Origin of the sequence: Chloracidobacterium sp., assembly GCA_016720705.1 — a bacterium.
Lineage (GTDB): Bacteria > Acidobacteriota > Blastocatellia > Pyrinomonadales > Pyrinomonadaceae > OLB17.
Map to the genome: position 1 here is coordinate 67,728 of JADKKB010000005.1, position 12,895 is coordinate 80,622.

Here is a 12,895-nt window from a genome sequence, read left to right on the forward strand (position 1 = left end):
TAAACTATCCGCATCTTATTCGAAATTTGAGATGAATAGAATTTTATCATTTTCGTGACGAAATTATTCAAAATACCGCACTATTATTCCGCTGAGTCGTCAATGACGATCTCAGAAAACTCGGCATTAAACTGGTCACGCGGTAGCGAATCGATCTCGCCACGCACCGGACGAGTGCCGACGTTTGAGCGGAAGTTGCCCGCGTCGTCATATAGCCGGCGATATTGGGCGGAGTTGCGGATGACGCCCTGGACGTAGCCTTTTGTTTCCTTAAAAGGGATCGCTTCGACAAATTCGTCCATCTCGGCGGGCAGTGTCGCTCGCCACTGAGGAACGCGGCCCGGGCCGGCATTGTAGGCGACGGCGACGTACTCGATCCGGCCAAATTTAACGAACTGATCCTTCATATACGCCGTCCCGAGCTGAATATTAAGCTGCGGTTGGTAGAGTGATGTTGCGGTCACCTGTGCGGTCTTTGAGACGTATTTCCGAGCCATCGTTTGAGCCGTAGGAACCAACAACTGCATCAGTCCAAACGCGTTTGCCGGCGATTTCGCATTCGGCGTGAAAACCGATTCCTGACGGATCAAGCCGGCGACCTGAAATGCGTCAAGGCCGCGTTCGCCCGCCCAGTATTTGATCTCGCTCCAATTGACCAGCGGATAGAATATCGCCCACTCTTCGCGGCCCATCTCCTCGGGGAACATCTGAGCGTAATCGGGATAACTTGCCCGCAGAGCAAGAAACGCTGCCGTATTATCGCCCTTAGATCGGAAATGACGAGCGAGGGCCATATTGATCCGTGGGCTATTTCCGGCGGACTTTTTGGCCTCTTGGAGCTCGTCAAATGCCCAGTCAAAAATCCCTACCGAACTAAGCTCATCGCTCTTGTCGGCCAGTGCGACGGCCTTCGCTGCGGCGGTTTCCCCGGCAACGGTGACTGTCTTAAGATTCGCAACAGCACGAGCTATCAACTCATTTGGAGCGACAGTCGTGCGGCAGTTGCCTTGCGCCTTCATCGATGACAATCGGCCGAGTGCCAGATAGCCGTACCAATTTGCCGAGTAACGATAGCTTACGCCATCATAGAGCGAGCACGCCTCGGCTAACTTCCCAAGGCGTTCCGAGTCGCGTGCGGCCCAATATCCGGCCTTGCCGCGATTGGTCGTATCCTTGTCAGCGTAGCGTGCCAGGTGGTCGATGAACATCTGCGAAGATATGGCGAAATTGCCGCTCTCGTGCTGAAACCATCCCGCCTCAAATTGTGCGGTGGCAACCTCGATGGCATTTGGAAATGCAGCGACCGCAGTGTTGAAATAATAGCCCTCGTCGGTCCGATTTCGAGCGTCGCGGGCAGCCAATCCGGCATCGATCAACGTTTTTGCGACAAGCGTTCCCGACGGATAATTCTGCTTCATCGCATCGACAGTCGATCTGAGCTGCGGCCACATCTTTGCCTTGGCATAGCCGAGAGCAAGTTGGCGATAGGCATCCTCACGCTCCTTTGCCGTGAGAGCGATCGCGGCGAATACGCTCTGCGCGTCCGCCATTTTCCCCGTTTGAGCGATCGCTTCGATACGACGCACCGCCATCTTTGTTGAATAAGCGCCTGGATAACGTGTGGCGAGATCGGCAAATGCCGACACCGCATCGGGGAACGACTTGGTCGACATCAGGCGTTCTGTCCGTGAGGTCAACTCATCGGCATCAACGGGCGTCAATGGTTGAGACAATGCGGTTAGCTTGGCCTCTGCCTCTTTTGCGGCGGCCGAACCCGCAGCGTAGAAATATGTCCGGCGGTAATATTTCACCGCTTCGGCCGGCGAACTTTGTGCTTCATACGCCTTTGCGGTCAGGAGCAGAGCGTCTGCGTCATCCTTTTCGCTCAATTGGATCAGGAACGGCGGCACTTCGACAGCACGACCCGCGGCGATCGCGGATGCCGCCCAGAGCAGTCTGGCGTCCCGAATGCGGATCGAATCCGGAAAATCCTTGATCAACTGAGCCAGAACGGACATCGCCTCGGTATGGCTGCCTGCGTTCTGAAGCGATCTACCGCGTAGCCAAAGAGCCTGGTCGGCGATCTTGGTTTTCTTCCTGAAAACATCCGAATCGAGCAGCGTGGCAGCTCCGGCAAAATCATTTGCTTCAAATCTGATCCGCGCTCGAAGGAATCTCGCAAGTGCACCCGTCCGCTTGCCGGCAAAGCGAGACTCGATGTCCGCTACAACACCCTCGGGCGGAAGCTTGCCGCTGCTTGCCATTTGCCGCAAGTTTGCCAGAGCCTGCTCCTCGGTCTGCTGGGCCGAGCACGCTGAAACAAAGAGCGTGAAAATAAAAAATATTGAAAGTAGGATAACGGGGAATGACTTGTGATTCTGCATTTTAATAACGTGGTCTCCAAAGAGGTATATGAAAAAGCGGAAAGCGGCGGTGGCCAATGGCGGCAAAAAAACTTTCCAAACACGAAATTCTATTATACGATATTGCACAAATCTACGGTGTTTGGCTCTCCTCAAGGACTGATCAATATGAAAATTTGCGTATTTTTACTCGCTGCGACCTTCTTTGGCACCGTGGATATTTTTGCTCAAACCGCTGTATCCACCGCAACGCCCGATACAGATGATGTAGTATTTGGGACGCGATATGCCCGCCGACAAACATTATGCAGATCGTCGTGACCGAAAACTCGGCTGGGAATAATGGCTGTTCAGCATCGCAGTTCATTCAATTTGAAGTTGTGGAATAGAAGGTAATAAATGATCTAAAGCTAACATTGATAATTTTTAGCCAGTCCGGTTCCCAAGGAGGCAAATTATGAAGCGGTCTTCTCTCTTCGTCTTCGTTCTCAGTTTGCTGACTGCAGCAAATGCACAAACGCCCCAACAATCACCAACTCCTTCGTCGGCGACTAGCGACGACGTAGTTCGTATTTCGACCAATCTGATCCAGCTCGATGTGACCGTCACCGGCAAAAGCGGCAAACCCATCAGCGACCTTTCGCGTGACGAAATAAAGATCTACGAGAACGGCAAACTCCAAAAGATAAGCAGTCTCTCCTTTGTCCCGGGTTCAAAGCCTCCCCCGGATAATGAGATCGCAGAGAAATCTTCGTCCCCCAACCCACTTCTGCCGCCAACAACGTCGATTTTACCCGCTCAAGTAAGACGGACCATCGCAATCGTCGTTGATGACGGACATCTCTCATGGTCGAGCGCCTTTTTTGTAAAGAAAGCCTTACGAAAATATGTCGATGAACAGGTGCAGGACGGCGACCTCGTCGCTTTGATTAGAACCGTCGGCGGGATAGGTGCTTTGCAGCAGTTTACAACCGATAAGCGGTTGCTCAGGGCGGCGGTTGAGAACATTAAGTTTTATCCGCAACTAGGTGGTTGGGATATTTTTGGCTCCTCGCCAACTCCAGAGGAAGAAAAGCTTCAATCCTTCCGTAACGAATATTATTCTTTCGGAGCGTTTTATTCGCTTGCATACGTTATTGCCGGATTGAACCAGATGCCGGGTCGGAAGTCGATCGCCTTTATTTCCGACGGTTTCATGCCACCCGGCGGATGCGGCAAACAAAAGGTGACCTTTTCGTCAAGCGAATACGAACGAGCCCAACAAAATGTGATCGCGTTTGCCAATCGTTCGTCGGTCGTGATCAATACGATTCAGGCCGCCGGTGTGGAATCGCCCGGCGTTACGGCGGCTGATGTTATTCGTAGTCCAACGGTGGGGCCCGGCGAAACCGATTCGATTTTATGGACCCGGCTGGCCTGTACATCTGAACGCCAACGACCGTTAACCATTCTTGCCGAAGATACGGGTGGACGAGTGATCGTTAACAACGATATAGCGAAAAGCATTCGTCGGATTCTCGATGACCAAAGTTATTATTTGGTCGCTTACGAGCCGGATGAAGAAACATTTGATCCAAAACAACGACGTTTCAATAGAGTTGAGGTCAAAGTTTCGCGTCCTGGCGTAAAAGTCCGGTCGCGGAGCGGCTTTTTCGGCTATACCGATGATGCGACGGAGAAACCAAAATTACCTCAAAACTCGTCGCTGCTTGATGCTCTTCTGTTACCGTTTGCAAAGAACGAGATTTTTGTGAGAATGCATGCTGTTTACGCTGCTGATGGGGATCGTAAATCGTATGTGAAGACATTTGTTACGGTCAACGGGTCCGATCTTACATTTGAAAAGCTACCGGATAATAGATACAAGACTTCGTTTGATATTGTTGCGATAACGGTTGATGCGAGAGGCCGTTTGCTCGATGAACGACCCAAAAATTACACGCTGACGCTCGGGGAACAGGAACATACAAATATTCTGGAACGCGGACTTATAACGACGTTTCTCGTGCCAATTCCAGGCCCAGGCGGGTTTCAGGTCAGGCTTGCGGTTCGGGATGTTTCGTCGGAGAAAGTAGGGTCGGCTAGCCAGTTTGTTGAAATTCCCGACCTTAACAATAAGAAACTTGCCTTATCTGGCCTAGTGCTCAGTGCGTCTGGCAGCGATGAGTTGTCATCGGCAGGTGGAACCTCTGAGGCTCTGAGAGATACGTCTCTCAGACAATTCAAAGCAGGTTCTGTCCTGAATTTTGGATATCAGATCTTCAATGCGAGAATCGACAAGGCTCGACGGACAGATCTCGGGGTGAAACTAAAACTTTACCGCGACGGAAAAATCATAAGCGATGGCGGACTCGTCCCAGCCGCGGATCTGGTTGATGAGAGCAATGGCATCTTTTCTTCGAAGGGGTCGGTGCGTCTTAACAAAGATTTGCCCCAAGGCGACTATTTGTTGCAGATCGAGTTGATCGACGCCCTATCTGGTAACAAGCCGAAACCGGCCATCCAATTTCTACAATTTGATATTGTTGAATAGATTTTTACAGTAAGAAAGCATCCAAAGCGAAGATTTGTATCTTGGCTGTTAGAAAAATGAGAAAACTTCTGCTCGCTACATTTATATTCGGCTCGTCGGTCGGAGTGTTTTCCCAGGGCGCCGGACCAACTCCGTCCCCGACGCCACCAGCGGACGGCGACGTCGTCAAGATATCGACGGCGTTGATCCAACTGGATGTAACGGTCATCGACGGCCGAGGCAAAGTGGTCAGCGATCTCAGGCCGAATGAGGTCGAGATATTCGAGAACGGCGAAAAGCAGAAGATCACTAACTTTTCGTTCGTATCGTCGATCAGATCGACCGTGCAGAAACCTATAATGATCGACAAGAACGCGGTGCCGATACCTCAAGCGGTGCTTCGGCCTGAACAGATCAGGCGAACCTTTGCACTGGTTGTCGATGACCTGTCGCTGTCATTTGAGAGTGCGTATCAGACGCGTCGGGCATTGAAAAAGTTTGTCGATGAGCAAATGCTCGACGGCGACCTGGTTGCGATCATACGGACCGGTGCAGGCGTCGGGGCACTGCAGCAATTTACGTCGGATAAACGCATCCTCTATGCCGCGATCGAGCGCGTTAAGTGGAATCCGGTCGGCAATGGCGGGATCAGTGCGTTTGCACCCATCGAACCGACATTTGCCGAGATGACTTCGGCGGCGGCGGGCGATGAACCCGACTCCGAGGAGGCCGGTAACGCAGCAAATACCCAACGAGCTTTTGATGATTTTCAAAGTAGTGTTTTTGCTACGGGCACGCTCGGGGCACTCAAGTATATCGTCCAGGGAATGTCGGAATTGCCCGGACGCAAATCGGTCATTTTGTTTTCGGACGGATTCAAGATCTTTGAGCAGGATGAGCACGGCTTTACTCAGGGTGGGCGTGTGGCTGAGTTTCTGCAGGAACTCGTGGATGTCGCCAATCGGTCGTCGGTCGTTTTTTATACGATAGATGCTCGGGGCCTGCAGTACACGGGTTTTACCGCCGCCGACCAGATCACTGACACGAGTGCCGAATCGATGAATGCCAAAATGGCGGCCCGGCGCGAGCTTTTATCCGATACGCAGGCCGGCCTCGCTTACCTCGCCGAGGAAACGGGCGGAATTGCGATCAAGAACAATAACGATCTGTCGGGCGGGGTCAGTCGGGTGCTCGACGACCAGAGTTACTATCTGATCGCGTACGAACCGGACACCGACACCTTTGACGCAACCAAGCGTAAATACAACAAGATCGAGGTCAAAGTCCTCAGAAACGGACTCACGGCACGATATCGCAGCGGTTTCTTTAATGTCGCGGACAAGGTGGTGTCAAATACGCCTGTCAGTCAGACTCCGCTTGTGCAACTGCAGTCCGCTTTGACGTCACCATTTGCAGTAAACGGCATATCGCTCAGGCTGAACGCCCTCTTCGGTTTCGATGCAAAGGCCGGGCCATATGTCCGTTCGCTGCTGCATATAGATGGAAAAGACCTGAAATTTACCGATGAAAAAGACGGTACAAAGAAAGCTATCTTTGACGTTTGGGCCGCAAGTTTCGGTGACAACGGCCAACCCGTCGATCAGATCGGCAAGTCGTACACCCTGATCGTAAAACCCGAAACATATAAGAAAATGATCGGCGAAGGCTTTGTCTATCACTTTACTTTTCCTGTAAAGAAGCCCGGGGCATACCAATACCGAGTGGCGATCCGTGATACTCAGGGCGAAAAGATCGGCTCGGCGAGCCAGTTCATCGAGGTTCCAAACCTGAAAAAGAATCGCGTCACCCTTTCAAGCCTCGTCCTCGAGAGTCTGACAGTCGCCGAGTGGCAGAAACTGGCAGATCCAAACGGCGGCATTGTGCAGGCCGATGCGATGACTGACACCGCGATCCGCCGTGTCAAGCTAAATACGGTTTTGAGGTACGGTTACGAGATCTACAACGCTCGGCTTGACGGGTCGAAACACCCCAACATACAGATCAAAATACGTGTTTTTCGTGATGGCAAACTGGTGCTGGACGGCCAACAACTTGCGCTCGATCTGCAGGGTCAGACCGAAATGGAGCGTTTGAAAGCATCGGGTGCATTGAGCCTCGGCGGAAAGATGCTGCCCGGCGACTACATTTTGCAGGTGATCGTAACGGATAATCTTGCACCGCAGAATCGGCGGCTCGCGACTCAATATATTCAGTTTGAGGTCGAGCTCTAGCTTTTTTCTTCAATGTCACAGATGAAGGATTGATCAACGTCAGGAATGTAAGCGGGATTTTTGGGATTCCGAAACGCGATTGACAATTTTCCGGGGGGGGGGGAGTATTCTGGTCATAGATTTCCAATCGGATTGCTATCAATATTAATGGACAGACGGATTTTCCACATCAAAAACTTGCTCTCCCAAGACTTGGGCCGCTCGTGGTCGGTCGAGGACATGGCTGCAGAGGTTAGAATGTCGGCCACCAATCTTCATCGACTTTTCAAACAGGCGAATGACGGTGTCACTCCAATGGCCTTTCTCAATGAACGGCGGTTAGAAAGGGCTGGCGAAATGCTTGCTGATTCGAACTGCTTCCTACAAATTCAAGAAATCGGCTACCATGTTGGTCTGACAAACAACAGCTATTTCACCAAGGACTTTAAGACGAAATTTGGGGAGACCCCAACCGAATTTCGAAAACGTCATTCGGAAATTCATCAGTCCACGCCGCCGGAATGACACCAATGATAGTTTTCCGCATTTAATGATAGTTATCGACAACAAATAATCGTTGACTCACCTCGTTTGAAAAGCCAGACTTTGTTTGTATAAACACTCGCAATTCGATCGACATCTGAATCGATTAGGTTGATTAGCTATGGTATTCGAAAACGGAAGAAACAGGCTCGATTTAATTACCAATATATTGACGATCATTGTCGCCGTTGTATTCATCGCGATGGCAGTTCAAAGGTACGCCCTTCCAGCTGAAACGAGCTTAAAAGCCCCGCCACCCGGCAGGGCTATTACCTTCGAAAATTTCGACCCGACCGCGAGCAATAGAAACGTCCTACTTGTTATGATGAAGGGTTGCCGATTTTGTGAAGAGAGTATGGTTTTTTACCGAAGCCTGCTTGAGCAATATCGCGGAACTGGTGTCAGATTCATCGCTGTATTTCCACCGAACGGCGAAGATTTGGATGGCTATTTGATCCAGTACGGAATTACGGGCATGGACGTTAGGTATTCAGAGCTTTCGGGAGTAGACGTTCAGGGTACACCGACAATAATTGTCACAGATGAGAGTGGAATAGTTACAAAATCGTGGGTCGGAAAGCTATCAAAGGAAAAAGAGAAGGAGGTCATTGCCTTCCTAAATTCCTAAACACTGCAATGACATTTTACATGTTGTTAGAGTGGAAAAACTTAAACGTTAGATCAGGAGAAAAAGCAAAATATGAAGAAACTTAGATTAGTAGTTTTGATTATGTTGTTAACGGGCGGACTATCGTCGTTCAAGGCAAACGAGCCGGCCTGTGTTGACCAAGGCGATGACAATGGGCATTGTCCCAAACACGCCGCCCGACCAGATGGTTGCCCATGTTGCTCTGAGAATCATTGTATAAGCGGGTATTGCAACGGTTCCAACCATTGTGCGACGCGCTGACGGTCAGATTTCGTCAGATTTGAGGTAAGACTGATCAATTGAGTCCCATATGGTCACACACGATCAGTGAAATTGTCCTTAGAAAGAGGTTCGCATACGCCAGATAGCGAAATCTCAACACTGCTGTTTGCATGTAATTCGCGAATAGATCGACGCCGGCGGCCGATAAGGTGGCCGGCTTTTTCGCAATAAATATACGCGATTGGGAGTAAATCGCTGGAGATTTACATTGCGAAGATCACTAGGCGTATAATTTTTAGGTATACTCGGTGACGTTTGACTTACGAAATTTGGGGACTAGCATTTGCCAGACGTAGCTATGATATTGGCGGGGAAGGTTTCAAAATGAAATGGAAAATTCGAGATTATGTCTTTCTGAGTGCACTCTTACTTGCTATATTTGTTTCCCCTGGCGACCTTTCTGCACAATCGACGAATAGAGAACTAGCTCAAGTACAGTTTCTTAAGTGGAAGACACGCGTAGACGGCCTTTCGAAAGAGATTGTCAGCGAGTCGTCGGCCGTTTCTGAAAATGAGCGGTCGCTCTATTTTGCTACGCTTGCGAAGATCTGGTGGAAGGCAGATGAAAGTGAGGCCCGAGTTTATTTTAAGAAGGCGGTGGACAAATTGCTTAGCGGGTTACGCTCTGACGACAAGGCTGACATCGCAAAGAAAGTCAAACTCGCCCAAAGGACCGTCGAGATACTAAGTAAGCTCGATGAGAAACTCACTCAAGAACTAGTCGTGCAGATCGCAAAGGTAGTTGATAATGATTCGAACGTGCAAGGGGGAAAAGAAGATCCGGAAATGGCGGAGCTATATGTCGCTCTCGGGCTTCAGATAATCTCGATAAAACCGGACATTGCGTTGGCGTGTGGCATCGATTCGCTCAAATATGGATTTGCCGGAGCGTTGCCGCAATTGATCGCAGAACTGAATATTCTAGATCCGTCTAAGTCTGGTGTTCTCTATAGTCGAGCTATGGTGAAGGCACGTGGGAACTTCTCGCACACGGCAATCCTGTTTGAGGCCAACATCGCCAAGTACATGTTTGACGTGTATGGCCCGAAGGGGTTCTCAGAGTCACTTAAGAAAGACTTGCTCTCAAGATATGCCGATCACGTCGCGGCCGCCGCGATCGACGAATCCGAACGACCGGTTCGCTGTTGGATCGCGAACTTTGCTCCGTCGATAGTTTCTCGAGTTGACGAATATTGGCCGGGGCTTTCGATTACCTTCAGACAGAACATCCAGACATGCATTCCGTACATATCCGAAACGTACCAGGCGTTGGCCCGCGGGGAAACAAACGTCGATCAGCCAAACAGTGTAGACGAGTTAGTGCGGGCGGCGAAAGTCACGAATGATAAGATCCTCAAGGTCCGGTATTGGCGCGATGCACTGTCACGACTCGAAAATGAGAAGAAATATTCCGAGATAATGTCGCTGCTCGACGGAATTGACGGGGATGACCTTAAAGCAGTGGCCCCAGTCGTTTGGAATGACTGGCGGATCGGTGCAGCTTTTGAAGCGGTTATCGTATCGGTGGATGCAAAAGACATGGCTACGGCCTACCGTATCATCGACCGGACTCCGAAGGTGATACGCTCGGAGCTGCGATTGCGTATTGCCAGGAAGTTAATGCCTTCGGGCACTGACCAGTTTTATGTGGAAAACCTGGATGAGTTGCAGAAAGAGATAGGCTCTATCGAGCAGGCGGACAAGGATGCGGCTCGGTTTTACCGAATACTCGCTGAACTCTACTTCAAAGTTAGGCCGACCGAATCCGAAGCGATGTTTCGCAACGCCGTGAAGTTCATAAACAAGGCCGATGGCGACAATCCTGATTTCGAGAACGATAAGGACTGGGCCCCGTGGATGGACTATGTACCGATGTCCGCCGAATTGCTGGATTTCGACGAATCGAGCATTTCAAGTTCACTCAATAACTTAAGCTCGCGTCGCAGCCGCGTCAGACTAAAGCTTGGCCTTCTTGAATCGAGTCTAAAAAAATATGTTGACGCTAAGAAGACGTTCGAAACCCTGAATAAACAAAAAAAAGATTTGTAATCAAGTGTTCTGGCTCGGATGCTCGGTGTTGGTTCTTAGACGTCATATACTGAGACTAATTTCTCGAATTTCATTCAGGTGTGGTAGGCATTCGCTTGCCTATAGAAACGCCCATCATTAACTGTAGAATCCTCACGCGAGTTTAGGCGGCTTTCCTAGACTTAAACTCGATAGATCGCACATATTAATTTAAGCCAATTGCTTCGCTGATTGTCTCGATTGTGAGTACTTGAAAGCGCTTTATTCAACGCATTTTGTCCGGCATTCGTCGGCTACAGGTGAATGTCGCGGAAGGTATAATCGTGCTCAAATGGGGCCTAATTTTATTAGTGGGTGAATTCTCGCCGCTGAACTTCATCCATTATTTGTCTCGGGTTCGCACAGTATTGATTAAGTGGCATTTGAGTACGAAGACTTTCACATTCTTGAGAAACGAAATTAGTTCTCGTCGATTTTCAGAGGAAATTAGGGGGGGCATGATTTAAGGGGTCTTTGGATGCTCTAAAACTTACGATTGCATTTTCCCGCGGCAATCACTAACCTAGTAGCTTTCCGGCTATGTTAAAGATCAAAAACGTCGAACTTATCGAGATCAATCTTCCGATGGTCCATTTTTTTGAGACAAGCTTTGGCCGAACGTATGAACGCCGTATCATTTTGGTCCGTGTCGAAGATGCGGAAGGCGGAGAGGGTTGGGGTGAGGTCACTTGCGGCGAGTCGCCGGGATATTCGGATGAATGGACTGATTCCGCTTGGGTCACGGCCGAGAAGATACTTGCGCCGTTGGTGGTCGGCAACGAAGTTGAGTCGGCGGCAGACGTCTGGAACCTTATGAAATGGGTTCGCGGGCATCGAATGGCAAAGTCCGGTATCGAAACGGCCTGCTGGGACCTCGAAGCAAAAAAGCTCGGAGTCCCGCTCTGGCGGCATCTCGGCGGCGTCAATCAAACCATCGAATGTGGCGTGTCGATCGGTATTCAAGACTCGGTTGCCCAGCTTTTAGAAAAGATCCGAGTCGAAGTCGACGCGGGCTACAAACGCATCAAGATCAAGATCAGTCCGCGTTGGGATTATGATGTGATCAAGGCCGTCCGTGCGGAATTTGGCGATATTTTGTTGATGGGCGATGCGAACTCGGCATACACGCTCGCGGATATCGATCTGCTCAAGAGCCTCGACGAATTTAACCTGATGATGCTCGAGCAGCCACTTGGGTACGACGACATCGTCGATCACGCAAAATTGCAGGCACAATTAAAAACTCCGATCTGCCTCGACGAACCCATCAAATCACCTGACGACGCACGCAAAGCCATCGAACTCGGTTCCGGCAAGATCATCAATCTCAAAAACGGCCGAGTCGGCGGCCACACGCAGTCAAAGCTCGTCGAAAAAGTCTGCCGCGAAGCCGGAATGCCCGTCTGGTGCGGCGGTATGCTCGAGAGCGGTATCGGCCGCGCCCACAACGTCGCCATCTCAACCCTCGCCGGCTACACAATGCCCGGCGACGTCTCCGCCTCAAAACGCTACTGGCACGAAGATATCATCGAACCGGCGGTCGAGGTTTCGGCGAACGGAACGATCACCGCGTCTGATGCGCCGGGGATTGGATTTGAAATTAGGCGGGAGAAAATAGAAAAATTGGCAGTCCGACGGGTCAAATTGAGCTGAGTCGAGCATTTATTATGAAGTTAGTCGCTTTAATGGTTGCTGTGTTTGTGGTCTCGGCGCTTAGCTGTGGATATTCCCTTGCAGAGAATAATAGTAGGCCATCTCTGCAGCCGGAATCTCAACCGACGCCGGAGCCGGAACCAACGAAACCACCAATTCCGATTGAGATTGCCCGTTTATCCGCACTTCAACTTTGCGATCGATTGGCAGACATAAAGATATTACCGACCAAAGATCCAACGATTACCGATCCGATCTACGAAGCTCTAATCTCTAAGGGCAACAGTGCAATTCCGTGTCTTATTGAACGGATTTCCGATAAGCGGAAGATACCCGACCCGAGGTATTCAGTCCCGCACTGGCAACACTACGCGATAGGCGACACCGCCGTTTTCATATTGCTCCGTATCATCGCGGGGGGCGACGATTTGCGTTGGGAAAAACTAATGAAAGAAATGCTTTCCGCGAAATACAGCGAAGAGTGGAAAACTAACGGCATCTACGCGTATTTCAATTACGTTTCAGAAGCAAAGAATCGGAAAGTACTGCAACGTTGGTGGACGAAGTGGTTAAAAGACAATAAATAATGGGCAATTCAGAACCAAACAAGATCATC

At 50.2% G+C, this 12,895-nt stretch carries 9 protein-coding genes; 8 read left to right on the plus strand and 1 reads right to left on the minus strand.

Going from position 1 to position 12,895, the window contains the following annotated elements:
* Positions 1-83: 83 nt before the first annotated feature.
* On the minus strand, positions 84-2,384 hold the full coding sequence (locus IPQ00_03555) for a transglycosylase SLT domain-containing protein (protein ID MBL0239639.1): 2,301 nt from the start codon (positions 2,382-2,384) through the stop codon (positions 84-86).
* 147 nt (positions 2,385-2,531) lie between these two features.
* Between IPQ00_03555 and IPQ00_03560 the strand changes: the two genes are divergently transcribed.
* The 8 genes from IPQ00_03560 (at position 2,532) to IPQ00_03595 (ending at position 12,866) form a co-directional block, all read left to right on the plus strand.
* The gene (locus IPQ00_03560; GenBank protein ID MBL0239640.1) at positions 2,532-2,684 is read left to right on the plus strand and encodes a hypothetical protein; all 153 of its coding nucleotides are present in this window, start codon (positions 2,532-2,534) and stop codon (positions 2,682-2,684) included.
* Positions 2,685-2,820: 136 nt separating this feature from the next.
* A complete protein-coding gene (locus IPQ00_03565; GenBank protein ID MBL0239641.1) occupies positions 2,821-4,896 on the plus strand; it encodes a VWA domain-containing protein in 2,076 nt (691 codons plus the stop codon).
* Between the two features lie 56 nt (positions 4,897-4,952).
* Positions 4,953-7,106 (plus strand): VWA domain-containing protein, encoded by a 2,154-nt coding sequence (locus IPQ00_03570; protein MBL0239642.1) that lies wholly within the window; start codon positions 4,953-4,955, stop codon positions 7,104-7,106.
* A gap of 147 nt (positions 7,107-7,253) precedes the next feature.
* On the plus strand, positions 7,254-7,610 hold the full coding sequence (locus tag IPQ00_03575) for a helix-turn-helix transcriptional regulator (protein MBL0239643.1): 357 nt from the start codon (positions 7,254-7,256) through the stop codon (positions 7,608-7,610).
* 139 nt (positions 7,611-7,749) lie between these two features.
* Positions 7,750-8,256, plus strand: coding sequence for a hypothetical protein (locus IPQ00_03580; protein ID MBL0239644.1), 507 nt, complete (start codon positions 7,750-7,752; stop codon positions 8,254-8,256).
* A gap of 627 nt (positions 8,257-8,883) precedes the next feature.
* A complete protein-coding gene (locus IPQ00_03585; protein MBL0239645.1) occupies positions 8,884-10,608 on the plus strand; it encodes a hypothetical protein in 1,725 nt (574 codons plus the stop codon).
* Between the two features lie 558 nt (positions 10,609-11,166).
* Positions 11,167-12,279, plus strand: a complete 1,113-nt coding sequence (gene menC, locus IPQ00_03590; GenBank protein MBL0239646.1) for an o-succinylbenzoate synthase — start codon at positions 11,167-11,169, stop codon at positions 12,277-12,279.
* Positions 12,280-12,293: 14 nt separating this feature from the next.
* Positions 12,294-12,866: a hypothetical protein gene (locus IPQ00_03595; protein ID MBL0239647.1), complete on the plus strand. Its 573-nt coding sequence runs from the start codon at positions 12,294-12,296 to the stop codon at positions 12,864-12,866.
* Positions 12,867-12,895 lie beyond the last annotated feature (29 nt).

Excerpts from the sequence above, each read along its gene's own strand:
- IPQ00_03560 (MBL0239640.1), top strand. The coding sequence starts at position 2,532 with ATGAAAATTTGCGTATTTTTACTCGCTGCGACCTTCTTTGGCACCGTG.
- IPQ00_03555 (MBL0239639.1), bottom strand. The coding sequence starts at position 2,384 with ATGCAGAATCACAAGTCATTCCCCGTTATCCTACTTTCAATATTTTTT.
- IPQ00_03580 (MBL0239644.1), top strand. The coding sequence starts at position 7,750 with ATGGTATTCGAAAACGGAAGAAACAGGCTCGATTTAATTACCAATATA.
- IPQ00_03595 (MBL0239647.1), top strand. The coding sequence starts at position 12,294 with ATGAAGTTAGTCGCTTTAATGGTTGCTGTGTTTGTGGTCTCGGCGCTT.
- IPQ00_03565 (MBL0239641.1), top strand. The coding sequence starts at position 2,821 with ATGAAGCGGTCTTCTCTCTTCGTCTTCGTTCTCAGTTTGCTGACTGCA.
- menC (MBL0239646.1), top strand. The coding sequence starts at position 11,167 with ATGTTAAAGATCAAAAACGTCGAACTTATCGAGATCAATCTTCCGATG.
- IPQ00_03570 (MBL0239642.1), top strand. The coding sequence starts at position 4,953 with ATGAGAAAACTTCTGCTCGCTACATTTATATTCGGCTCGTCGGTCGGA.
- IPQ00_03575 (MBL0239643.1), top strand. The coding sequence starts at position 7,254 with ATGGACAGACGGATTTTCCACATCAAAAACTTGCTCTCCCAAGACTTG.
- IPQ00_03585 (MBL0239645.1), top strand. The coding sequence starts at position 8,884 with ATGAAATGGAAAATTCGAGATTATGTCTTTCTGAGTGCACTCTTACTT.